Raw genomic sequence first — 24,698 nt, forward strand, 5'->3', positions numbered from 1 at the left:
TCAGGCTCCTTCTTTCCGGGTTGAAAGGTCTACGCCAGTGGCGTCCTGAGTCATCACTTCGTGAGGAAACATCTCGGCGACAAATTCCATCATCGATTTCTGGCCAGTAATGCCGACGACATGACGGTCTTCGTCCAGAACCGCGATGAATCGAATGTTGTGCTCTTCCATCGCTTCCAGCACCATGCCGACTCCATCGGTCGGCAACACCCACGGAAGCCGCTCAACCATTTGGTGTTCTACGCTATCGTCCAGAACCGAAATCGATTCGTTGATGGCGCTTCGCAGCATACCCTCGGTAAACATCCCGGCGGCCTTATCGTCATCATCCACGACAATCACGCATCCCAGTTTTGCCGCACGCATCTTGACAACCGCTTCGCGCACCGTGGCCGACTTATGAATCGTCGTGGCCGGGCGGAGATTCAGCTTGTTGACCGTTGTCGTTTGAAGTTGTTCCTTGAGTCCCATTTCGGACACCCCTGTTTGAACGTAACAGTGTGAAACAAACGGCGCTTCTGCCGCCGATCGTTGGTTACTCATTTGCGTTGCGGTTCCAGATCCGCCAGTACAACATTCCTGACCCATTCGTGACACTTGATACAACTCATTGTGACGTTCACCCAGGCAAGTGACGCACCGTCGATCGACCGCTTGTCGGCCTTGTTGTAAAGGTCGGCGACCGCGTTGCGAAACTGCGTGCTGTGCTGCAGATACATCATGTCATTCGATGCACGCCAACGCTCTTCCTTGCTCATCTCCAGAAGTTTGTCAGCGTTGACTGCCACTGATTTCAAATCGTCAGTCATCAGGCCTTCGAGAATGCGGCTTGAGGCGGCCAGTTTCTGCTGCATGAATCGATCAAGAGCTCCGTCGCCAGCTTCGTTGTCGGCTTTCTTCCCGTCCTGCTGCTCCTCCGCCGCAGGCACTGCCGGTTTCGCCGCCGTGAGCTGCTTCTGAGCCGATGGCTGCTGTGCGGCTGTTCCGTTCCACTCGACGAAAAGAAAGGCAACAACGGGAATCGCAAGGAACAAGAGGGGGCGAGTTTTTCGCATGATGCTTCCTTTGTGATGGACAGAAATGTCGTTGCGAATCAACGCAAAAAATGTTTCGCAACACCTTCCTTAGCTAATGCAGAAACCATGCCAACGTGAAGTTGCAACTACAGCGAATCTCGCTGACTTGTGGCGGCGGAACACGCGTTTCGCAAGATGAAGGCGGTTTCCGACGAGCCCAAACCGTCAACAACAAAAAGGAAACTGCTGCAAGGAATACGGAATTACGGATAGTCGCGAATGTAGTCATGGCAGGCGATGCAGGTCGCTGTAAGGTTTTGCTGTACGTACGCGGTCGCTTCCAATTCTTTTCGGCGGGCCATTCGCTCAAGTTGCCCCGCCAGGCGAGCGAATTCCATGCGGAAATGTTCGTAGACCTGCTCGTCTGACTTGTCGCCCGCTTTCTCCAGATCTGGTGGTGGCGTCAGGCTGATTTTCGATAACGCGGCGGCCGCTTTTTCGATGGATTTGAAGTCCTGTGTGACGAGTCCCGCCAGAATATTTTGAGAATGCTGCAGCTTGGCCTGCATCATGATTTGAGTATCTTCGTTGCGGATGCTCTTACCTTCGTCCGGGGTCACCGGAATTGGTTTCACTTGAGCATTCAACATCGAAGTGACCGCAATTCCAGCCGCCACAATCAATCCGGTCAGTGCGAAGTTGCGTCGCGAAAACATACGAATCTCCGTAAGGATGCTGAGCAGCAAAGTCGGGTGCAGAAAGCCACTTGCAAGACTGCGGACGCAAATGCGGTGCCCGCGAAACGAAAGTTCTGAACCCATAGAAATGACAACGACCGCCGCAGCACTGGCACTCGCAATCCGAAATCACAGCGCGCCAATGTGTGCGACTGCGTCACAGGTGTGACACTTTCGGGGCCGCTGCACATCCGACAACTACCTGCGCGAGTCGCCACCATGTAACCGTCTTGTCCCACGCTCAACGGCATCGCAGCGATGGGGCACGCAGATTCAGGCCGATCAGCCCAGCAGAATCAGCCGTTTTCTACAGCGTCCACCCTGGCGAAAATCTCAGCGGTGTCAGGCCTGTCGTGTGGCGAATCACTTGCGAAGTAGAACCGGACTATGCCATTCGGGTCGATCAGCACATCACCGCCAAGCTGGCGGTAGTCTGAACCCGGTTTGTGAACGCGGCGGCCGCGTAAGATCAGCTTCAGGTAGTTCCAGATCGAAGCTGGTCCCAGAATCGACCACCAGGAACCACGCCCCATTCCGTAGGCGTCGTAGGTCCGATGTTCAGAATCAATCAGCAACGGCCACCGCAAGCCAGTCTGCCGGATGTAAGACGTCGCCATCACGTCGGCGTCAAAGGTGATGATCGCCACATCGACGTTTCGATCCCGAAACTGAAGTTCCCGCTGACGCAACTGCGTCACGTGCTCACGGCACGGCAGTCAGCCAAGGTGACGATGAAACACCAGCAGCAACCAACGACCTCGATAGTCCACCGGCCGATGCTCAACACCATCCACGTCAGGCAGCTCAAAGCCAGGAGCAGGTTTATTCAGAAGTGACATCATTCAAGTGATTGTAGCCAGGCCCGGTGACCACAACCATGATATGTCAGCAGGCGTCGAACAACCGTGGCGGCATGCAGACGCGGGCAGCAGTGCCAGTCAGCGACGTTTTCCAGCCATCACCGCCGTTGAATCAGCCTCGGTTCGCTACATTGCATCCCCGCCCATTTCCCGTTATCCCTTCCCATTCTTTCGCCCCCTACGAACTGACCGAGACACGCCAACCCACCCATGTCCGACGACACAAAATGCAGCTGTAATCGCAGCTTTGGAACATCGCCAACACTTTGCGAGGCAAAATGGGGGCGGATGAGTTCCGCGATTACATCCTGGGATTCATCTTTTACAAATACCTGTCTGAACGCATGCATCTGTTCGCGGACGAGATTCTGCAGCACGACGGCATCAAGTTCGACGAAATCGACGAAGACACACCCGACGGCCTGGAAATGCTGGACGCCATCAAAGACGAATCCGTCGGGCGGCTGGGTTATTTTCTGAAACCTTCCGAACTGTTCCACCAGCTGGCTCAAAAGGGAGCTCAAAAGACCGGCAACTTCATTCTGGAAGACCTGACCGCCGTCTTAAAGCACATCGAAGCCAGCACGATGGGCCACGACAGCGAAGACGACTTCGAAGGCCTGTTCGAAGATCTCGATCTGGGCTCGTCCAAGCTGGGGAAGACCGAAAACCAGAAAAACGAACTCATCGCCAAGGTGCTCGTTCATCTGGATCAGATCGACTTTCGTCTGGCCGATACTCAGGCCGACGTGCTGGGCGATGCCTATGAATATCTGATCGGGCAGTTCGCCAGCGGAGCCGGCAAGAAGGCGGGCGAGTTCTACACGCCTCAGCAAGTCAGCACCATTCTGGCTCGCATTGTCACCAGCGGCAAACAGAGTCTGAAAAACGTGTACGACCCCACGTGCGGTTCCGGTTCGTTGTTGTTGCGAGTCGCCAAAGAACTGCCGGAAGGCGAACTGATTCAGTTCTATGGTCAGGAAATGAACCCGACCACCTACAACCTGGCCCGCATGAACATGATTCTGCACGGTGTGCATTATCAGCGTTTTGATTTGAAGAATGAAGACACGCTGGAACATCCCGCTCCTGAACACGCCGACCTGCGTTTCGACGCCATCGTGGCCAATCCGCCGTTTTCTGCCAAATGGTCGGCCAGTGCGATTCATGAAAACGATGACCGCTTCAGTGCTTATGGCAAACTGGCTCCCAAAACCAAAGCCGACTTTGCGTTCGTGCAGCACATGGTTCATCATCTGGACGACGGCGGTACGATGGCCTGCGTGTTGCCGCATGGCGTGCTGTTTCGAGGAGCCGCCGAAGGCCACATCCGCCGCTACCTGATCGAAGACTGCAACTATCTGGACGCCGTCATCGGCCTGCCGAGCAACATTTTCTACGGCACGGGCATTCCGACCTGCATTCTGGTGTTGAAGAAGCAGCGAGATAACCCCGACGACATTCTGTTCATCGACGCCAGCCAGGGTTTCGAAAAGGTGGGCAATCAGAACGAGCTTCGCCCGGAACACATCGACCGCATCATCGACACGTTTCGCGATCGCAAGAGCATCGAAAAGCTCAGCCACGTCGCCGACCTCAGCGAGGTCGCAGAAAACGACTACAACCTGAACATCCCGAGGTATGTGGATACGTTTGATGAGGAGGAGCCGGTGGATCTGGATGAGGTCGCGGCGAAGCTCGCGGCATTAGAAAATGACATGGTGGAAACGAATTCCGTGGTTGCTGAGTTCTGTCAGGAACTTGGAATTAAGGCACCGTTCTGATGAACCCAACAAAAATGCAAGCATCGCCGAGGTTGAGGTTTCCAGAGTTTGCAGGCCACTGGCAAACTCTAACTCTGCGAGATCACGGTATTTCAGTAATTGATGGTGACCGAGGTAAAAACTACCCCAACGGCGATGATTTTTCCGCAAACGGCTACTGCCTGTTCCTCAACGCGAAAAATGTGGCGTCCTCAGGATTCGTGTTCAGCGATGTCTCGTTCATTTCTGAGGAAAAGGACCGCCAGTTAAGTAAAGGGAAACTCGAAGCTGAGGACGTTGTTTTGACGACCAGAGGTACCGTGGGGAATATCGCCTTCTTTGGTCGCGATATTCCGTATCGACAGATGCGGATAAACTCAGGAATGGTCCTCCTCCGTTGCAGTGACAAGAAGATTTCGCCGCAGTTTCTTTACTCTGCTTTCTTTGCTCCGCCTTTAGATGGCGATGTTAAAAGAACCGCATTCGGGAGCGCCCAGCCACAGCTTACGGTCAAAGGGATCTACGCTCTCAAATTCGGCGCACCAGCAATCCCTGAGCAACAAAAGATTGGGGATTTCTTGACGGCGGTGGATGGGCGGATTCAGCAACTGAGCCAAAAGAAAGCCCCGCTTCAGGACTACAAGAAGGGCGTGATGCAACAGCTCTTCACCCAAGCCCTCCGCTTCAAAGACGACCACGGCAACGACTTCCCCGATTGGGAAGAGAAGACGGTCGATGATGTCGCAGACTGTTTGGACAATCTCCGCCGGCCCGTGAACAGTGCTGATCGCGAAAAGATGAAGGGCGAAATTCCGTATTACGGAGCAAATGGAATTCAGGGTTACGTAAACGATTTTCTATTCGACGACGATCTCACACTGTTGGCTGAAGACGGGGGAAACTTTGATGATTTTGCACCCCGTCCAATTGCTCAGCGGGTCTGCGGTAAAGCCTGGGTCAACAACCACGCCCACATCCTCCGCGCAAAGGCGACGCTAATGACGCCGGACTTCCTGTTTTATTGCCTCGTCCACAAGGACATCCGGCGATACATCAATGGCTCATCCCGGGCAAAACTCAACAAGGGAGACATGCTGACGATCAAAGTGGCAGCGCCGTCGGTAGCCGAACAAACCAAGATCGCGAACTTCCTCACGGCGTTGGACCGTAAGATCGAAAGCGTGTCGCAGCAGATCACCCACACCCAAACCTTCAAACGCGGCCTGCTGCAGCAGATGTTCGTCTGAACGTGCACGGCCCGTAACGCATCCACCGCGTTCACGCCCCAACGGGGCAACCCAACGCAGCCCAGGGCAACGCCCCGGGTTTCCATGCCGTACCAAACCAGAGCCCTGAAAGGGCGATCGAATTCCGTTTGATCGCCCCTGCAGGGCTCTAAATGTTTCGAATCTGCAAACCCAGGGCGATGCCCTGGGCTACGTTGGGCCGCACCGTTGGTGCTGGGTTTTTTGCGGGCGTTGCAAACCCAGGGCGATGCCCTGGGTTTCCATGCCGTACCAAACCAGAGCCCTGAAAGGGCGACCGAATTCCGTTAGATCGCCCCTGCAGGGCTCGAAATGTTTCGAATCCGCAAACCCAGGGCGATGCCCTGGGCTACGTTGGGCCGCACCGTTGGTGCTGGGTTTTTGGGGTGTTGCGATCCCACGGCGATGCCGTGGGTTACGTTGGGCCGCACCGTTGGTGCTTGGTTTTTGCGGGCGTTGCAATCCCACGGCGTTCGCGGTGGTCGCGAATTTATTCGCGGCATGACGCCCCAAAGGGGCAACCTAACGTAGCCCAGGGCATCGCCCTGGGTTACGATCCCCGAACCAACACGTAGCCCTGAAAGGGCGACCTAACTCCAAACGCCGCCATGCCACAATCTCTGGCCAATCTGTACATTCACCTGATCTTCTCAACGAAAGATCGCTTCCCGTTTCTAACCGACGACGTTCGCCCCGATCTGCACGCCTACATGGCCACCGTTTTGGCCAATCTGAATTCCCCCGCCATGCTGATTAACTCGGTACAAGACCATGTGCACATTCTTTTCACAATGAGTCGCACGGTCACGCTGGCTCAGGTTGTGGAAGACGTAAAGAAGTCGTCTTCAAAATGGATTAAGACGCAGTCACCCCAGTTGGCCGCTTTTGCGTGGCAGGCGGGATACGGTGGGTTTTCTGTCAGCGAATCCAACGTGCCGAAGGTTGAGAGCTACATCCGTCGACAGGAAGAGCATCATCGTGTGAAATCATTTCAGGAAGAATACCAAGCGTTTTTGATGAAGCACAACATTCAATACGATGAACGCTATGTGTGGGATTAGGTCGCCCTTTCAGGGCTTCTCGTTTTTCGCCATTGCAAACGCGGGGCGATGCCCCGGGCTACGTTGGGCCGTCCCTTTGGGACTGAACGCTCGTAACGTTGCTCCATCCAGCGTTGTTCCATTCAGCGTTGGGGCGTCCCGTTGGGGCTGAGCATCCACTAAACAATCCGCAAGACATGTCGTTACAGATGACTCAGTCCGAACAAATTCTTGAAGACAACCTTGTCGCTCAGCTGATCGCTGCGGGCTACGACAAGGTTGCCGTCACGGATGAAGCGTCCATGCTGGCCAACCTGAAGACGCAGGTGCAGCTGTTCAACGATGTGACTCTGACGGACGCCGAATTCACCAGGGTGCTGCATCACCTGAACCGAAAGTCCGGAGTCTTCAACAAGGCGGGCATTCTTCGCGACCGGATGAAGCTGACCAAAGACGACGGCGACACCGTTTACCTGGAATTCTTCGATTCCACCAATCCGCTCCGCAATCGCTTTCAGGTGACTCAGCAGGTCACCATGGAAGGCAGCTACAAAAACCGCTACGACGTCACCATTCTGATCAACGGCCTGCCTCTGGTGCAGATCGAACTCAAACGACGCGGGCTGGAAATGAAGGAAGCCTTCAACCAGATTCAGCGTTACCAGAAACACACCTTCTGGAGCGGTCACGGGCTGTTTCACTTTGTCCAGCTGTTTGTGATCAGCAACGGAGTGAATACCAAGTACTACGCGAACGCTCGCAAGCAGTCTTTCAAGCAGACGTTCTACTGGGCCGCCAAAGACAACACCACCATTCGCGAACTGACGCCGTTTGCGGACGCGTTTCTGAACCGGCAACACATTGGCACGATGATCGGCAAGTACATCGTGCTGAACCAGACCGACAAGATTCTGATGGTGCTGCGGCCGTACCAATACTACGCCACCGAAGCCATTGTCGATCGCGTCCAAAACCCACCAGAAGCCGACGCAAACGGGTACATCTGGCACACCACCGGTTCGGGTAAGACTCTGACATCGTTCAAGGCGGCTCAGATCATGACCGGCCTGCCTGACGTTCACAAAGTCGTCTTCTGCGTCGACCGCAAGGATCTGGACTACCAGACCATCCGGGAATTCAACGGCTTCAGCAAAGGCAGCGTCGACAGCACCAACAACACAAAGACGCTGGTCAGCCAGTTTGCTGACGTGGATACCAAGCTGATTGTGACAACTCTGCAGAAGCTGAACACCGCCATCAGCAAACCGGCCTATCTGCAGCAGATGAGCCGCCTGCAGGACGAGCGGATTATCTTCATCTTTGACGAATGCCATCGCAGCCAGTTCGGGGACACTCATCAACGCATCTGTGCGTTCTTTCGCAATCACCAGATGTTCGGCTTCACCGGAACACCGATCTTTGCAGACAACGCGGTCGCCAAAGACGGAAAGAAACACACCACCAAACATCTGTTCCACCAGCAACTGCATTCCTACGTGATCACCGATGCGATCAAAGACGAAAACGTGCTGAAGTTCGCGGTGGAATACGTCGGCAAGTACAAGCAGAAAGACGGCAACCCCACAAAGCTGGACATCAAAGTCGAAGACATCGACACCAAAGAAGTGCTGGAATCGCTGGACCGGCTGGAAAAGATCGCCGACTACATCATCGACCGCCATGCTGTGAAGACTCGCAACAAAGAATTCACCGCGATGATGTGCGTGAGTTCTGTGGACGTGCTGATCAAATACTACGAACTGTTCGCCCGGAAAAAGGCCGAAGGCAAACACAAACTGAAGGTGGCCACGATCTTCAGCTATACGTCCAACGAAGAAGACCCCGATGCCGACGGCAATCTGGACGGCGATGCCGAAATCGTCGGCGGGGAAGGCGGCAACCCGCACACTCGAGACAAGCTGGACGGCTTCATCGCCGATTACAACGCGATGTTCGGCACCAACTTTTCCACAAAGGACACGCAGTCGTTCTACAACTACTATCAGGACCTGGCCAAAAAGGTCAAAGACAGGAAGGTCGATGTTCTGCTCGTGGTGAACATGTTTCTGACGGGCTTCGACAGCAAGCCGCTGAACACGCTGTACGTGGACAAGAACCTGAAATATCACGGGCTGATTCAGGCGTATTCCCGGACCAATCGCATTCTGAATGAAGTCAAGAGTCAGGGGAACATCGTGGTGTTCCGCAACCTGAAGAAAGCCACGGACGATGCCATCGCGCTGTTTAGTAACAAGCAGGCCAAAGAAGACATCTTTGTTCCGCCCTACGAAGACTATGTGAAGAAATTCAACGAAGCGGTGGTGGAACTTTTGGCTCTCACGCCAACCGTGGACAGCGTCAAAGATTTGCCGGACGAAGAAGCGGAACTGAAGTTCGTGAAGATCTTCCGCGAACTGATGCGACTGCGGAACATTCTGGAATCGTTCTCGGAATTCACCGACGAAGATCTGGCTTTGACGGCTCAGCGTTTTGCCGACTATCGCAGTGCCTATCTGGACCTGTACGACAAGGTGAAGACGGACACTCAGAAGGAAAAGGCGTCGATTCTGGATGACGTCGACTTCGAACTGGAACTGATTCACCGCGACATCATCAACGTGCAGTACATCCTGACCTTGCTGGCTCAGTTGTACGACGCCGACGAACCGGAACAGCAGAAACTGCGATCGCTGATTCTGGACACCGTCGCGGGCGACATCGAACTGCGAACCAAGCGCGAACTGATCGAAAAGTTCATCGACAGCACAATGCCGGACATCACCAACGCGGCCGAGATTCCAGACTGCTTCGAGGACTTCTGGGAACAGGAACGGCAATCGGCCTTTGACCGGCTATGCAAAGAAGAGCAACTGGACGCGGACAAGCTGAAAAAGGTGATCGACCGCTACGTCTACACCGGCCAGGAACCACTACCCGACCCGGACATCGTCGACCTGATCATCCGCCCATTGAAGCTGGCAGAACGTGGCCCGACTCGAAGGCGCGTGCTGGACCGCATCATGGATTTCGTGGCAACGTTCATTCGCGGGATCGTGGCGTGAATTTGAAAGAACATCCGGTTCGTGGTCAGTACGATCTCGACGCGGCTACTGGCTGGCTTGATCACCGACGGGAATCGCGGTCTCCTGACCGTATGCCGATCACCAGGACTCGGCACCATAAAGGCTATGAAATGTAAGACGTTCCGATCAGGGACATTCGGACATATCTGGAAGACGCAATTCAGGAAGCACTTCCAGCGGGCAAGCGCAGTCTTCCAGCGGATCTGCCGAACATCACACGGTTTTCGACATCCAACAACAACCTGGACAAACCGCTCAAAAAGATCATCGAAGCGGCTTGAGGTTCCGTGGGCAAAGCTGTTTCAGAACCTGCGGCCATCGTGTGAACCCCAGTGGCTCAAGGAAGTTGCACGGACAGATCTGGTGGCAAGTTGGGTCAGCCACAGCGTCAAGGTTCAGCGACAAAACTACGTTCAGCACACCAATAACGACATCGAAGCATTCAACGCCATGGCGACTTCGAAAAGTGGCAACACAGGTGGCAACTTCAAAACCGCAGAAAACGCTGGAAGGCAGTATTCTTGCTAGTCAAACGCTGGCGAAGAGTACCCCGAGCAGGACTCGAACCTGCAACCTGCCGCTTAGAAGGCGGCTGCTCTATCCAGTTGAGCTATCGGGGCATTGAGTGTTGACGACGCGGGCCATCGTGGCCGGCAGCGTGTGAGTTTAGCAGACGTTCGCTTTTGAACAGACACAACAGGCCGATTCTGGTTCCGATTGTTGACAGATTCCGGAGGGCAGGGCACCCGCGATTACCCCTTGACTTTGTACCCTATTTTCTGAAGCTCCGCGCGCACGGCTTCCAGCTGATTGCCCTGAATTTCAATATGTTCATCGTGCAGGCTTCCTCCGGCACCGCACTTGCTCTTCAGCGTTGCCAGCAGCGATGGCAAGTCGTTACCAACGGCTGGCAGGTCGCGAATCACGGTGACCGTTTTTCCTCGCTTGCGTTTTTCGATTGCCAGACGAGCCGTTTGTTTGTCGGGAGCGATCCGAAACGGGGCTTCGGGAGGCGGTGGCGGGCAGGTGCAGTTTTCTTCGAGTTCATCGCAAACGTCGCAGTGCGGCGGGCGGTCGAAGGGAGTGCCAGCGAATAGTCGCGTCATGGATGAGTCCTCAGATACGCGGCAAACAACAATCGGAAAGCGGGCGAAAATTCGTCCGGGGCCGCTTCAACGCGAGCCCGCGCTTCCTCCAATGTGACCCACTTTATGTCGGCAATTTCTGAGGAATCGACCGCGATATCCGCATCAGAACGGGCCTCGTACAACTCAGTGAATTCGTTGGAGGTTGCCGCACAGGCGTCGAACTTCGCAACGTGCGCAAGCGATGCCGAGACGCCCAGTTCTTCAAGCAGCTCGCGTTCTGCGGCGGTCGAGTACGATTCGCCGGCGGACACATGGCCCGATGCCGATGACGTCCAGACGGAAGGAAACTCTTCCTTTGTGGCCGTTCGCAGATGGATCAGAATTCGCCCGTCAGTGCGAAACAGAAAGATGTGAACGGCTCGATGTCGCAGTCCCTGGCGATGCACTTCACTGCGCGACATACGTTCGATGGGGACATCGAATTCGTCGACAACATCGAAAAATTCTTCCGTAGCGGCGGCCATAGTTTGGTTTTCCGAGCGAATCCGGTCGGTGGTGACGTTTGATGTGTGTGAGAAGCCGGGCTGCGAGGAAAGCGGCCCGTCAGACCTGAGTAGCAGACAGATTTGCAACGCCTTACGTGATTCCGTGGCCTAAAAGGGGCCGCGCGTTGAGAATTGCGGGAATATCGGGTAAAATAGCGTTTTTCGAGCGATTTTGAGCAAAATTGAGGTCTGAGAAATGGGCGACGAAGCTGCAGTTAGTGCCTCGAAGGCGGACATTGCCAAGTCAGCACTCAAAGACACGGGAGGCTCACTGGGCACCGGTCTAGGCGGGCGGATCACCAAGCTCACCTTTACAGGGGCCAAATTCGGCGACCCGGAAATGGAGCACGTTCCCGCTCTGGAAGACCTGCGGGAAGTTAACCTGAACGGCACCAAAGTTACAGACGTCGGGCTCGCTCAGCTCAAAAAAGTCAAGAACCTCAAGCACCTCACCCTGACCGGCACCATGGTGACCGACAGTGGCCTGGCTCACTTGAAAACGTTGACCGGACTGCAGGTGCTGGTCCTTTCGAAGGGCAAAGTCACGGACACGGGCCTGGCTCATCTGAAAAAGCTGACCGGGCTGCAGGAACTGTATCTCGCCAACACCAGCGTCTCAGACAAGGGCCTGGAACACCTCGCCGCACTGACTCAACTAACCGCGATTGGTTTAAGCGGCACCGAAATCACAGATGCGGGATTGGCTCACCTGAAGAAGCTGAAAAAGCTGGAAGTGCTGCTTCTGCGTGACAATGCCAACATCACGGACGAAGGGCTGAAACAGCTGAAGGGGCTGAAAAATCTTTGCCGTCTCTGGCTGCGAGGAACCGGCGTCACCGACGATGGGCTGGTCTATCTTGAAAAGATGCCCGATCTGCAGTGGTTGGAACTGAACGAAACCGCCGTGACCGACAAAGGCCTGGCTCACCTGGTTCCGCTGGTTGAACTGGAAACACTCAGCCTGCGAAATTGCGACATCACCGACAAGGGAATCCCGAAGCTGAAGAAGCTGAAGCACCTCGGCACACTTTGTCTGGCAGAAACAAAAGTCACGCCCGACGGACTGCGAAGTTTGAAGAACGCGTTGCCTCGCTGCCGCGCGGAAATCTGATAACGTCGAAGACGTCGAGCGTCAGCCGCAAAGCTGGTGCTGTGTCAGCATTTCACGTTGGTTCGACCGCAGGGTTTAGCTCTGACGGTGACCGAACTTCCTGCAACGAGCAACCGCCGTTCCGGCAATGGCGTGATGTGGTGTGCTCAATCCGGCCTGCGTTTAGTGCTCGGCGGCTTCGTCCTCCGTCGCCCGCTGGTGTCGACGATAGTCCCACAGCACCAGCTGGAATGCGAAAAGGTCGTAAGTAGCGTGAGCGGTCATGGGGATCAGCAGGTTGGGCGTCGGATCGGCCGACATTAATGCGGTCAGGTACAGTCCAACCAACCCGGCCAGCCACGCGTACATCGGCGTGACAGCGTGAGCCAGGCCGAACAGAACGTTCATGACAACGATCGCCAACGTTGGATTCCACGCCTTGCCCCACTGGTACAACAAGCCTCGAAACAGCACCTCTTCGCAGACACCCGCCAACAGCGCGAGGAACACGATGTCGATAAAGCGACACTTTTCCAGTAGCGGTCCCAGCATGTCTCGCAGGAACTTTCGAATCTGTTGAAGGCCGTTACTGTTGGATAACCATGCAGCGGCCAGCAGCAACAGCATGGGAATCGTTGCCAGCAGGCCCAGTCCGAAATCGTGCAGCGACCATGTCAGTTCGCCCGTCGGAGGAATGCCGATCAGCCAGCCAACCAAAATGGCGACGACCAGCAGGCCGCCTTCGAACAGCCCGGCGCTGATCAGGAACTGTGAAACCGTCATCGGTTCCGGTTGAGGGATTTCGTCGGGCATCGTTGGCAATTTAAGTTCAGAGGCGTGTGACTGCATTGAAGCGAATTGTAGTCGTCGTGTCGCCCGAGAAACCTGGCATTCGCGCGAAGGGCCAGGAAACAGCCTGATGCCACACCGACAACCTGCCGTCACCGCAGCAATAGTGGCATGTCGATTCGACGGTGGGTATCGTTACAGCGTGTTCCGCTGACTTGTGGCCGCGGAACAAGCGTTTCGTACTATCAATGCTGTTTGCCACGAGCCCGAATCGTCCGCGACAAAAGGTAAACTGCTCTAGCGATCGCCGTCAAAACGATCCTATGCCATTCGTTCAGGAAACCCTCAACCATGCCAGCGAATCGACCTGTCTATCTCGGCCCTGTGGCGTTGTTGGTGCTGCCTTTATTGGCAGTCTTCGTGGCGAGGACATCGCTGGCAGACGAAGCCGTTCAACGGCCACTGTGGACGACGTCCAAAATCACAGGATCACCCGAACCGCCGCCGCCGCTAAAGCAGGTGTTGCGATATCCGAAGTTAAAATTTGATCAACCGCTGTACATTGAACTCGATCCCGCAAAGCAGCGACTGTGGGTCATCACTCGTGATGCGAAAGTGTTTTCTTTATGCGACGAACCCGACGTCGAAGCCGGCGATTTGTTTGTGGACCTGAAGGACGTGTTCAAGCAGTTGTCGCCGCATCCGACTGCCGCTCGCGTCAACACGGCATACGGACTGGCGTTTCATCCGGACTATCCGAAGGTGCCCGTGTGCTGGCTGACTTATACGATGGTCGACGGCCAACGCGGAACTCACTTGGAAGATGGAACTCGTCTGTCTCGCTTTCACGTGACCTTCGATGACAACGGTGTTCCACGTTGCAACGTTTCCAGCGAAAAGGTGCTGATTGCGTGGGCCGAAGGCGGCCACAACGGTGCGTGCCTTTGCTTCGGACCGGACGGGTATCTTTATGTTTCGGCGGGCGATGCGGACGTACCGAATCCGCCGGATCCGCGTCGAGCCGGTCAGGACGTGACCAACGTGCTATCGACCGTGCTGCGCATTGACGTGAATCCGACGGACGACGGGCCGCTGTATCGCATTCCACCGGACAACCCGTTTGCAGCGAACACGTCGACTGCTTCAAGGAACGCACCTTCATCGAAGGCGGATGCAGACGTCGCGAGTGCATTGACTTATTCCAGAGAAGAAGCGTTGCCAGAAATCTGGGCGTACGGATTTCGCAATCCGTGGAAGATGAATTTCGGACCGGACGGGCAGTTGTGGGTCGGCGATGTCGGTTGGGAAATGTATGAAATGATTTACAACGTGAAGCCCGGCGGCAACTACGGGTGGAGCGTCATGGAGGGCCCGCAGTCCGTCATCCCCGATGCCAAACGAGGCCCAACGCCCATCCTGCCACCAGCCGTTGCGTACTCTCACACAGAAGGCGCTTCGATCACCGGCGGGTTTGTTTATCAAGGGACAAAGTTTCCTGAACTGCGCGGCAAGTACATCTTCGGCGACTATGAGACTCGCCGCATCTGGGCGGCAACAATCACACCGCACGACGACGGGCGCGCGGATACGCTTGAGAACCTCACCGACCTTGTATCGCCGTCGGTCCGCATCGTAGCGTTCGGAGAAGATTCAGAAGGTGAACTGTTGCTGCTGCATTTCAGCGAAGGCACCGTCTACGAACTACAGCGTAATGAGCAGGCAGGTGAGCCGACTTCATTTCCGAAGCGGTTGAGTGAAACGGGACTCTTTGCCGACATAAAAACGAAGACGCCAGCCGCCGGGCTGGTTCCTTTTAAAATCAACGCGGACATGTGGCGAGACGGAGCGACCGCAACAGACCGTTGGCTGGGGCTGGCGCATGATGAAGCGATTGAAGTGTTGCCCGCACCTCGCCGTCAGGCCGACAGCATTCGACTCGAAAACATGCACTTTCCGGACGATTCCGTGCTGGCTCAAAACATCGCCGTGTCGGACGAATCCGGCAGCGACGTGCTTGTGGAAACTCAGGTGCTGCACTTTGATGGCACAGCGTGGAACGGCTACAGCTATGTCTGGAACGCGGAGCAAACGGACGCACAACTGGCTCCGGCGGCCGGTGTCGAACTTTCGCTGGCTGAACTGGGCGACTTCCCTCAGCACCGCCGCTGGACGGTACATTCTCGCAGCGAATGCATGAGGTGCCACAACACCTGGGCGGGCGGCCCGCTGGCGTTCACGATTCCGCAATTGGATGTCCGCGACGATCACGGTTCCACATCCAATCAAATTGAACGCCTGAAAACTGCGGGCCTGCTTTCCGGCGACATTTTGAACGACAGCGAACGTCTGGCCGCTGCGTGGCCACCGATCACCGATCCGACGGACGAAACAGCGGACGTGGCGGCTCGCGCGCGAGCGTACCTGTCGGTCAACTGCTCTCACTGTCACCAAAACGGAGCGGGCGGCACGGCGACCATCGACCTGCGACACATTCCCAAACTGGACGACATGAAGACCGTCGGCGCAACGCCGATGCAAGGCGTGTTTCAAATCGCAGGTGGCGCGATCGTGGCGGCCGGTCAGCCGTCGAAGTCCGTGCTGCTGTATCGAACCGCCTGCTGTGGTCGCGGCCGCATGCCTCATATCGGTTCCCGCGAAGTGGACGTGGAAGGCGTGAAGCTGCTGCGGAAATGGATCGCCTCAATGGATGAAGACTCCGCTTCAGAAATCGCACCGTCACTGGCGTCGACGTCTGCCGCTTTGGAATTGGTGGCCGAACTGGATGACGGATCATTGTCAGCCACAGATCGAGAGCGCTGGCTGGTGAAGGCTCGCGAGGCGCCGCCGGAAATTCGCAATCTGTTCACTCGCTTTCAACCGTTTGAGTATCGTCAGCAACTGAACCGGCAACTCGATCCGGAAATGCTACTGGCGATCAACGGCGACGCCGCACGCGGAGCCACGTTATTTGCCGACAAACGCAATCAGTGCATTACCTGTCACCGGATCGGCCAACAGGGCGGCCAAATCGGCCCAGCACTGGACGACGTCGGCAAACGCCTGAAGCCGCACGAGATCCTGACATCGATTCTGGAACCATCAAAAAAGATCGACCCCAAATTCGCCGCATGGACGGCACTCACAACCGAAGGTCAGGTGCATTCCGGCTTGCTGACCGAACGCACAGACACGAAGGTGGCGCTGCGGAATGCGAAGGGTGACGACGTGCAAATTCCACGCGAAGATCTGGAAGAACTCATCCAACAAACCACGTCACTAATGCCGGACCGACTGTTGAACGATCTGAGCGACGAACAGATCGCGGATTTGTTGAGTTATCTAGTGTCGCCAACGACAGACGTACAGCCGTAATCTGCGGAAACGCCTTGAGACGCTCGGCAGCCGGTGCGCGAACTCAACCGGAGCCCTACCACTGGTCCGCCGAAGCGTCTGCCGATAACTTCGTCCACAATTCGCGTTGCGTATCGCTTAAGAACTCAGGCGCGTTTGCGGGCAAGCGATTCAACTGAATTGCTGTATTTAACACAACTCCCCACTCCCCTTGTAGCTTCTGCAGTTGAGGTGCAAGCCAGAGTTCTAACTCTCGATCCTGTTCATCAGATAGGAGCAATTCATAGGAAAGTGCAGCCACCATCGAGGATACAACGGCACGTTTTAGTCGTCGTTCGCGATGGCCGCTATATTCCATCTGCTGTTCGGCCGTCAATGTGTCGTCGAGTGTCTTTCGCCACAAGGGTTGCTTGCTGAGATTCGATGGTCCTGGTCTCCCTTCGGCGTCGCCACTCAGGTCATAGTACGAACCTCCGCCGCGGTTACGGGGACCTGACCTCGTCTCAAGCCAGAATCCGGTCGGTCTCTCACATACCGTAAACGTAACAAACGGCGCACTCTCCTCCTGTCCCGGACCAGTGACGGTCTTCTCGTTGACCCGGAACGTATACTGTTCGGGAACTGGCGGCATCCTTCTGACAATCCCCTGTTCAATGGATTCAAGTGCCGCCTTGCTGTACTGCTCGGCCGCGCCGCGTGCGGCTAGTTTCAACCGTCGGGTTTCCGCAGCATTCAGATCGAACACACGCTGCATGTCGTCAACCTCCACAGCGCGGTGGGCGGCCAGAACTCTGGTCAACTCGTGACAAATCTCGCTGGCGATGTGTTCGATGATCGCATTCTTGTTCTCTTGTTCCTCGTCCGCCAGCATCAGGCCGGCACCGAAGAAGAGCAAAGAAAGCAGTGCGAGTTTCGTTTTCATAACCGGACCTCCCCGTAAATGGTGCAGACCGCTGGGCGCATTATCAGTTTCAGACGCGGAACCGGCAACTAACCGGAGGGCACAACAATGTTGCTCACTCGAGATCGAAGCGAGGGAATTTTTTGCCGCTGTCGATCGCCTGATCAGCGATGTCGAAATACTTTCTTAAAGCGGCGGCGTAGGCGAGTTTCGCGGCGGGTTGTTCTTCCTTTGCGATGAAGCGTCGACGATTGTTCCACAGTAGACGCACGGATTCGGCACACCAGAGCGCACTGCGGTGACTGCATCGAATTGGTTGGCGATTGACGATGACGTTTACGGGATTCGTGTGCAGCTGCGGGAATTGTCGGACGGCAATCCAACTGCTTTGGTCAACTGCAATATCGAATTCCAGGTCATGAGGCTCCCCGTCCGCTTCCACATTGGCAGACGCGACGACTTCGCCGTTCTTGATCACTTCCACCAGTCGTTGCCCGCCCTTCACAAAGCCCGTATTGCGTTCGGCGTGAAGGTTGACGGTGTCGCCCGCCATTCTTGGACCGGCCGATGGCATGAGAGTTCCGTAGGCGACGGCCTTCGGTTGCTCCGGAGCAAACGCAACCGTTGTTTGTACCTTGACGGTTTTCGATTCGTCTAAAGAAACGGATTGCGGTCCCGGTGCCTGACCGTTCACGCGATATCGCAATGCGTGCGCAAATCCGTCCGATACATATGACTGCCCGGCCGCGACGCCTTTGCACCAGGTTGGAAAATCAACCCTGTCAACATTCCCTAACTGCACGTACACGCGGCCCTGTCCGACTCGCAGACTACTCATGCAGGGAAAGTCTGTTTCACCGCTAAGTTTCAGCGCGTAGCCGCAATTCATCAGATGGTACCACGTGTTCCATTCCGGAATTCGGGCCGTGTCCATCGCGCTGATGAAATCGCAAACGCCTTCGCTTGTGCTGACAAAAATCTCCATCGCTCCGCCACCGTTTAATGACGGCAATGCGTAATTGGGAAGTTTGTCCGCCGCGCGATTGGCGCTGTTCCGAAGCTCTTCCGTCGTTAAGGCACCGTCGTTGTTGTCGTCCGTCGTGTCGAACGGTTCCGCCAGCAAAACGTCGGATGCTTCGTCGGCAGACAGCTTTTGATCGCCGTCTTTGTCGAACTTTCGGATCTGCCATTCGGCGGCCAAACGAGGATCCACGTGCAGTGCCGAATGAGGATAGCCGGTGACTCCGCCCTGGTCTTTTGCCCATCGCATGACGGGCACCGTCCAGGTTGGCCAGCCCTTTTCCGCTGTTCCGTCTGATCCGGGATAAGTCTGATCCTTCAGATTCAGAAGACAGACATGCCCAAGGGCCGCAGAACCGAAGCCGCTGATTTCGAGGTCATACTTCAGGACGGTGCTGGCTTCACTGATCGTGGCGGCGATCGGTGAAAAGTAGTTTCGCTGGTGATCGAAACACGGCCCCCAGGTTAGCACGCAGCCAACGTTCAGCCCTTCGCCTTTGACCTGCGCGAACATGTCCTGAGGCGACACGCCTTGGGTGGGATTGTCATAGTGCGAACACCCGGCCGCGTGAATGTGGTGGTCGCCGGAATAGAACCCAAACTCCTGAGGGTTGACCCAGCGTTCGAGCCGAACATCAACAGTTGTGCCACTTTCCGAAACTGAAACCTTTTGAGTTCGCCGACGATACTCTGGCCCGCGACACGACGTCAAAGTGAACTCACCGGGCGGAAGCAACACTGTGTCTCCATCGGCACGATAGATGTGTGTCTGAAAGAAAAAGTCAGGAGCCAGCCTCTTGGCCTGCGGTGGATAGATACGGTCGTCTTTGTCGCGAAATTCCAACCGAGCTGTCGTGGGCGTACCATCAAAGTCGGTAATCTTCAACTTGACGGCAACGGCCGGTTTGATGCTGAACAACACGGGCACCTCGCTGCGGAATCCAAGATCCTGAGTCCCCTGGCCGATATCGAATACAATCGTCGCTTCTCGTTGCCCCGCGTCACTACTGTGAATCAACGCGATGGCGTATTCCACGCTCAGACCGGACAACTGCGGCGTCATTGGCGACTGATCAAACATTTCTACATCAAGAAACCGCCGCTCGCTTTCTTCGTTTTCGTTGATGTTCAGTTCCGTTTGAGCCTGCCGCTTCAGAGTGGAAGAGGCCGCTCCTGCATAAACGGCGCCGGCCTGAGGACTACCGATCTTTAAGCGGCGGGTCACTGTTGCGTCGTTCAGTACCTTGACCAACACTGGCGTGAAGCCACCCTGCTGAAGAATGGAATCACCGGGACCGCGCTGCACCTTCACCCGTAGTTCCGGATTGATGGACACGACAAACAGCGCGTGACGATCGAGCGTCTCCTGCAGCTTCCGTTGATCGCCTTCTTTGATGGCAGCCTTCAGTGCCGTTGAAGTGGCTTCCGGCAGCGGAGTTCCAAGGTAGACAAATGCGTCCATCAATCGAGCGACGTTTGCTGCCAGCGGCTGAGTGGCCACCCGCGGCCGAGGAACCTCATCACCTGAAACAATGCCACAGACAGCGACAGTCAGGGCGAGAAAAATTTGAACACAAGTTCGCATGATGCCTGATTCCTGCAGTGACAGCAAAAAGAAATCCGGGGTCCATCATAGCCTCGCCAACAATCCTATGGCATGGCAGGCCAACACTACTCGTCCGCATTCTCCTGACGCACGGCTCGGCAAGTCGAGACGATGCGGATGTCGTCATAACTGACGGATTCTTCGAGGGCTTCAAAGATCGGCTTTAGACGGTCACCGCCAATATCGTCGATTACTTTGTCAACTCGGGCAACGATGTCGGCGGGGATCCAGCGAGCCGCATCGTCGCATTTTCGCAGGCGGATGTAACTCGCCAGATGCCCGGTCACGGTGCTGGTCGCTCGATCCAGTTGCAAGGCCACTTCGTCGCGGGTCAGACCCTGAGCGAAGAGGTCAAAATACTGCCCGGACTTTGCCGACACTTTCGGCTTCGCTGGCTTAGCAACGTTCGTCACCGTCGTGCCCGGACGAGCCGCCGGAATCGTCAGGTCCGTTTCCAGACTGTGTTCCACACTGTACTCAGCAATCCTCGCGACAAATGCGGCGCCAAATTCTTCGAGTTTTAGCTGGCCGATGCCATAGATCTTCAACAGCACATCAACGCTGGTCGGCCGATAGCGAGCCAGTTCTCGCAGTGTCATGTCGCCAAAGATCACATACGGCGGCACGCCTCGCTGATCGGCGATGTCCATTCGCGTTTGGCGCAATGCGTCGAACAGGCCGCGATCCACACCCTCCCATTTGTCGGCGGCAGACTGCACAGTCTGACGGGTTTTGGGTCGAGCGAGCGACGGCGTGACGTCGCCCTTCAGCACGCGATTGCCTTCTTCGGTGATGACGATGACCGAATGTTCGCCCGATCGTTTCAGGAACCCCTGCGATAACAACTGATCAATCCAGCCGCGAACCACGGCTTCGGATTCGTGCTTCAACAGGCCATAAGTGCTTAACTGATCGTGCTTGTTGTGCCGTACTTTTTTGTTGCGTGATCCTCGCAGCACCTGAGCCGTATAGTCGGCTCCGAAGCGTTGTTCCTGCCGATACACGCTGCTGATAATTTTCTGAGCTGTCACCAGTGCGTCGTCGACAGTCTCGACTTCGTTCAGACACACATCGCAGGCTCCACAGCCAGTGGTGTGATCCAGCGTCTGGCCGAAGTGTCCGACCAGTTGCTGATGCCGACACGTCACGCTGGAGCAGAAACGTTCCATCCCGCCCAGCGCGGCGAAGGAAGCCTTGCGGTTGTCTTCGTTGTCTGACTGGTTAATCAGAAATTCCCACGTGTTGATATCGCGGCCGGAATAGATCAGGTAACACTCCGCTTCCAGCCCGTCACGCCCAGCTCGTCCACTTTCCTGCTGATACGCTTCGATGCTGCGCGGCATTTCTGCATGAATCACGTAGCGAACGTTGCTCTTATCGATCCCCATTCCGAACGCCACCGTGGCGACGATGATGTCGACCTTTTCGTCGATGAACGCTTCCTGGTGAGCTCGCCGTTGTTCAGCTTCCAACCCCGCGTGATACGGCAATGCCTTGTAGCCGAATGTCTTCAGCGTGGCGGCTGTGTCTTCCACGTTCGAGCGACTGATGCAGTACACAATTCCCGATTCATTAGGATGCCGATCGATGACCTGACGTATCTGAGACATCGCATCAGATCGCCGTTCAACTCGGTACAGCAGGTTCGGCCGGTCGAAGCTGCCAACCAAAACTTCGGCGTCGCGCAGGTCTAGCTGATCGACGATGTCCTGCCGCACCTGTTCGGTGGCTGTCGCAGTGAAGGCATGAATCGACGCTTCCGGGAACGCCTCGCGCAGGCAATTCAGCTTTCGATACTCCGGTCGAAAATCGTGGCCCCAGTTGCTGATGCAATGAGCTTCGTCGATGGCGATAAAGCTGACGTTGGCCTCACGCAGAAATTCGATCGTGCGCGGCTGAACAAGACGTTCCGGCGCGGCGAACAGCATTTTGAGTTCGCCGGAACGTACCCGGTTGGCGACGTCCAGTCGTTCCTGAGCTGTCAGGCTGCTGTTTACGAAGGCGGCTGGGATTCCGCATTCTGTTAACGCGTCGACCTGGTCTTTCATGAGCGCGATCAGCGGACTGACGACGACTGCCATGCCGTCTCGACAAACCGCTGGAGCCTGATAACACAACGACTTTCCGCCCCCGGTCGGCAACACCGTCAGACAGTCACGACCTTCCATGGCTCCCAACATGGCTTCTCGCTGCAGCGGCCGAAACGAATCGTAACCCCAATACTGCTTGATAGCAGCAAGAAGTTGTTCGGCATGGTCGTCGGCGGCGTCCGCCACGGCAACGGTCTCGTTGTCAGTCTGCTCCGTCACTGATGTGCCTGCTGTTTAGGGCCCTTAATACTCGAGCGAATTCGCTAGCGACAAAGTATAACCGAACAGTGGTCGCAGTGAGTGGTGAGGGGCTGGCAGCCGGTGACTCTTGGCAGAATAATGAAAAAGCCCAGCTCTTGAAGAGCTGGGCTGCGGAATCTTTGCGTCGAACGAACCAGAATTCGCTACTTCTTTCGTGATGAGCTTGTGGACTTGCCGGACGACTTTGACTTCGCTGATGCAGCAGCCACCAGCTTATTCAGCGCGGTGACTTGCGTGCGAGTCAGGACGTCTTTGATTTCTTCATCCTGCGCCTCTTTCAGTTCCTCAAGCTCCTTCTCCAACTTGTCGATTTTGGGGCCGTATTCGTCTTTAATCTTATAGACTTCTTCGCGCTGTTCCGGCTTCAACTTTAGCTGACCGTAGTACGCAGGCAGGCGGTGATAGGGCGAACTGTCTTTCTTCGCGGCCACAGTTTTTGACTTTGAAGAGGACGATTTTTTCGTCTGAGCGACTGCTGTCAACGTTCCGGCGGTGACAGAAAGTGCCAGCAGTGGAGCGACGAAACGACGGATTGGACGATTTGACATGAGGGAAATCTCCAGCATAGAAAGGTGAGCGGCCCACTTGCATGTTTGACGACCATCGTGCCCACCCCAGGGAAGTCATTCAAACGACTTTATGCGGTTTTTCGGCCATTTTGCGGAGACTACTCAATCGACGTTATAAGTCACGACGCCATGCCGTTGAGCTCGGCTGATGCGATCGGTCGCGTGCAGCCCGGCCAGCACAAATTCCACACACGATGCCCGCACAGCCGCACTTTCTGAGGCGTTCAGCTCGAAGGCTTTATCCCAGATCGGCGGCACGCGTTTTAGCAGCGTCTCATAGTGTTCGCTGGGCAGCATATCGCCGACTTCGATCTTGACGCCCTTGGAAAAGATCTGGCTGATCTCTTCCAGACCATGCATTTCCACATATTCTCCGAAGATATTTTTGATGGCTTCGACCATCACGGAATCCAGTACCTGACGCTCGCTCATCTGATGACTGCTCATCAAATCGACTTCCAGCTTGCCCAGCGATGACGAGTACAAGTGTCCTAAATCGCTGATCCGAGGGACCGCCGGAGTTTCTTTAAGCACAGCTCCGCGACGGCGCGCGCTTGCGATCAGAGTTGCATAGTTGGCGATGCTGAATCGAGCACTCACGCCGGACGCCTGATCGATGTAGCGACTCTGGCGAGCACAGCGACTCATTTCTTCCACAATCTGTTTCATGAAGAACGGCACAACCACTGGGTACTCGCCATCCAGCGGAATTTCGCATTCCTGTTCCATGATCTGAATACCCATGTGCCGCTCTTCGGGGTAATGAGTGTGCACGATGCTGCCGATGCGGTCCTTCAGCTGAGGGATCACCTTGCCGCTGCGGTTGTACGTCGATGGGTTCGCTGAGAACAGGATCATCACGTCGATGTCGAACTGAATGGGAAAACCGCGAATCTGCACGTCGCGTTCTTCCAGAATGTTGAACAGTCCGACCTGCACCAGTTCATCCAGTTCCGGAAGTTCGTTCATCGCGAACAGGCCGCGATGCATGCGAGGAATCAGGCCAAAGTGCAGGGCGTCCTCTGTGGACATGCTGGCTCCGGCTGCCAGCTTCGCGGGATCGATTTCGCCAACGATGTCCGCGAACTTCGTGCCAGGAGCCAAACGTTCAGCATAGCGATCTTCGCGCGACCACCATTTAATTTTGACATCCTCATCCGCCGTCATAGACAGATGGTCTTTGGCCATCGTCGTGATGGGTTTCAGCGGGTCTTCGTGAACGGGACAACCGGGCAGATCGAGATACGGAATGGCTTCGTCAAGAAAGCGAGACATCTGTCGCATGAGGCGACTTTTGCCCTGACCTTTTTCGCCCAGAAACAGCATGTCATGGCCTGCCAGCAGTGCCAGGCTGATTTCGGGGATAACCGTGTTTTCGTAGCCCAGAATGCCGGGAAACAAGTCGTCGCCGTCGGCCAGGGCCTTCAGGAAATTCGCCTGAATCTCCTGCTTGACGGTTTTCGACTGCCAGCCGCTGGCTTTGAGTTCGGCAAGATTGGTGGGGGTGGTCATGGATGATTGGGATCAGAATGGGAATGCAAATGAAACTGATAGCAAAACAGGTCCAGGCGGACGTCGCACCATATCATAGTCGTCCACTCCGATCCGTCACGGATGTTTCTGC

General features: G+C 55.7%; 19 protein-coding genes and 1 tRNA gene. 6 read left to right on the top strand and 14 right to left on the bottom strand.

The genetic code is table 11. The features are described 5' to 3' along the window. The 5 genes from Fuma_RS23005 to Fuma_RS34945 form a co-directional block, all read right to left on the bottom strand. On the bottom strand, positions 1-543 hold the full coding sequence (locus Fuma_RS23005) for a CBS domain-containing protein (protein WP_077026182.1): 543 nt from the start codon (positions 541-543) through the stop codon (positions 1-3). Next, positions 540-1,055 (bottom strand): hypothetical protein, encoded by a 516-nt coding sequence (locus Fuma_RS23010; protein ID WP_145944322.1) that lies wholly within the window; start codon positions 1,053-1,055, stop codon positions 540-542. The genes Fuma_RS23005 and Fuma_RS23010 overlap by 4 nt, the downstream gene beginning before the upstream one ends. A gap of 224 nt (positions 1,056-1,279) precedes the next feature. Then, complete coding sequence (locus Fuma_RS23015) at positions 1,280-1,732, bottom strand: hypothetical protein (RefSeq protein ID WP_145944323.1); 453 nt, start codon at positions 1,730-1,732, stop codon at positions 1,280-1,282. Between the two features lie 317 nt (positions 1,733-2,049). Continuing rightward, positions 2,050-2,469 carry a SelL-related redox protein gene (locus tag Fuma_RS23020; protein ID WP_083732257.1) on the bottom strand — a complete coding sequence of 140 codons (420 nt, stop codon included), beginning with the start codon at positions 2,467-2,469 and terminating at the stop codon, positions 2,050-2,052. Further along, the gene (locus Fuma_RS34945; protein ID WP_145944324.1) at positions 2,470-2,595 is read right to left on the bottom strand and encodes a redoxin domain-containing protein; all 126 of its coding nucleotides are present in this window, start codon (positions 2,593-2,595) and stop codon (positions 2,470-2,472) included. Positions 2,596-2,891: 296 nt separating this feature from the next. Here Fuma_RS34945 and Fuma_RS23025 point away from each other — a divergent pair, with 296 nt between their 5' ends. From Fuma_RS23025 to Fuma_RS23040, 4 genes are all read left to right on the top strand, one after another. Beyond that, positions 2,892-4,397, top strand: a complete 1,506-nt coding sequence (locus Fuma_RS23025; RefSeq protein WP_414655192.1) for a type I restriction-modification system subunit M — start codon at positions 2,892-2,894, stop codon at positions 4,395-4,397. Continuing rightward, positions 4,397-5,623 carry a restriction endonuclease subunit S gene (locus Fuma_RS23030; RefSeq protein ID WP_077026187.1) on the top strand — a complete coding sequence of 409 codons (1,227 nt, stop codon included), beginning with the start codon at positions 4,397-4,399 and terminating at the stop codon, positions 5,621-5,623. Before Fuma_RS23025 ends, Fuma_RS23030 begins: the two co-directional genes overlap by 1 nt. Before the next feature lie 626 nt (positions 5,624-6,249). Continuing rightward, a complete protein-coding gene (tnpA, locus tag Fuma_RS23035; RefSeq protein WP_077026188.1) occupies positions 6,250-6,702 on the top strand; it encodes an IS200/IS605 family transposase in 453 nt (150 codons plus the stop codon). Positions 6,703-6,878: 176 nt separating this feature from the next. Next, the gene (locus Fuma_RS23040) at positions 6,879-9,743 is read left to right on the top strand and encodes a type I restriction endonuclease subunit R (protein WP_218922267.1); all 2,865 of its coding nucleotides are present in this window, start codon (positions 6,879-6,881) and stop codon (positions 9,741-9,743) included. 567 nt (positions 9,744-10,310) lie between these two features. Here the strand turns inward: Fuma_RS23040 and Fuma_RS23050 are convergent. The 3 genes from Fuma_RS23050 to Fuma_RS23060 all read right to left on the bottom strand — a co-directional run bounded on the left by Fuma_RS23050 (position 10,311) and on the right by Fuma_RS23060 (position 11,376). Then, positions 10,311-10,384, bottom strand: a tRNA-Arg gene (locus Fuma_RS23050). Between the two features lie 132 nt (positions 10,385-10,516). Further along, positions 10,517-10,870, bottom strand: a complete 354-nt coding sequence (locus Fuma_RS23055) for a translation initiation factor (RefSeq protein WP_077026190.1) — start codon at positions 10,868-10,870, stop codon at positions 10,517-10,519. Further along, positions 10,867-11,376 (bottom strand): NUDIX hydrolase, encoded by a 510-nt coding sequence (locus Fuma_RS23060; protein ID WP_077026191.1) that lies wholly within the window; start codon positions 11,374-11,376, stop codon positions 10,867-10,869. The genes Fuma_RS23055 and Fuma_RS23060 overlap by 4 nt, the downstream gene beginning before the upstream one ends. 217 nt (positions 11,377-11,593) lie before the next feature. Between Fuma_RS23060 and Fuma_RS23065 the strand changes: the two genes are divergently transcribed. Further along, positions 11,594-12,508 carry a leucine-rich repeat domain-containing protein gene (locus tag Fuma_RS23065; RefSeq protein ID WP_077026192.1) on the top strand — a complete coding sequence of 305 codons (915 nt, stop codon included), beginning with the start codon at positions 11,594-11,596 and terminating at the stop codon, positions 12,506-12,508. Positions 12,509-12,670: 162 nt separating this feature from the next. On the opposite strand, the gene Fuma_RS23070 is transcribed toward Fuma_RS23065, so the two are convergent. Further along, positions 12,671-13,300, bottom strand: a complete 630-nt coding sequence (locus Fuma_RS23070; RefSeq protein ID WP_158521106.1) for a CPBP family intramembrane glutamic endopeptidase — start codon at positions 13,298-13,300, stop codon at positions 12,671-12,673. Positions 13,301-13,627: 327 nt separating this feature from the next. On the opposite strand from Fuma_RS23070, the gene Fuma_RS23075 reads away from it, so the two are divergent. Further along, the gene (locus tag Fuma_RS23075; RefSeq protein WP_077026193.1) at positions 13,628-16,648 is read left to right on the top strand and encodes a PQQ-dependent sugar dehydrogenase; all 3,021 of its coding nucleotides are present in this window, start codon (positions 13,628-13,630) and stop codon (positions 16,646-16,648) included. A gap of 55 nt (positions 16,649-16,703) precedes the next feature. On the opposite strand, the gene Fuma_RS23080 is transcribed toward Fuma_RS23075, so the two are convergent. The 5 genes from Fuma_RS23080 to Fuma_RS23100 form a co-directional block, all read right to left on the bottom strand. Continuing rightward, positions 16,704-17,549, bottom strand: coding sequence for a hypothetical protein (locus Fuma_RS23080; protein WP_077026194.1), 846 nt, complete (start codon positions 17,547-17,549; stop codon positions 16,704-16,706). Positions 17,550-17,643: 94 nt separating this feature from the next. Further along, positions 17,644-20,133, bottom strand: coding sequence for a CehA/McbA family metallohydrolase (locus Fuma_RS23085; protein ID WP_145944325.1), 2,490 nt, complete (start codon positions 20,131-20,133; stop codon positions 17,644-17,646). An 86-nt stretch (positions 20,134-20,219) separates the two neighbouring features. Beyond that, entirely contained in the window at positions 20,220-22,463 is a 2,244-nt protein-coding gene (gene recQ / locus Fuma_RS23090; RefSeq protein ID WP_077026196.1) for a DNA helicase RecQ, read from the bottom strand. A 185-nt stretch (positions 22,464-22,648) separates the two neighbouring features. Then, on the bottom strand, positions 22,649-23,053 hold the full coding sequence (locus tag Fuma_RS23095; protein WP_077026197.1) for a hypothetical protein: 405 nt from the start codon (positions 23,051-23,053) through the stop codon (positions 22,649-22,651). Positions 23,054-23,176: 123 nt separating this feature from the next. Next, positions 23,177-24,586, bottom strand: a complete 1,410-nt coding sequence (locus tag Fuma_RS23100; RefSeq protein ID WP_077026198.1) for a magnesium chelatase ATPase subunit I — start codon at positions 24,584-24,586, stop codon at positions 23,177-23,179. Between the last annotated feature and the right edge of the window lie 112 nt (positions 24,587-24,698).

The sequence above is a fragment of the Fuerstiella marisgermanici genome (genome assembly GCF_001983935.1).
GTDB lineage: Bacteria > Planctomycetota > Planctomycetia > Planctomycetales > Planctomycetaceae > Fuerstiella > Fuerstiella marisgermanici.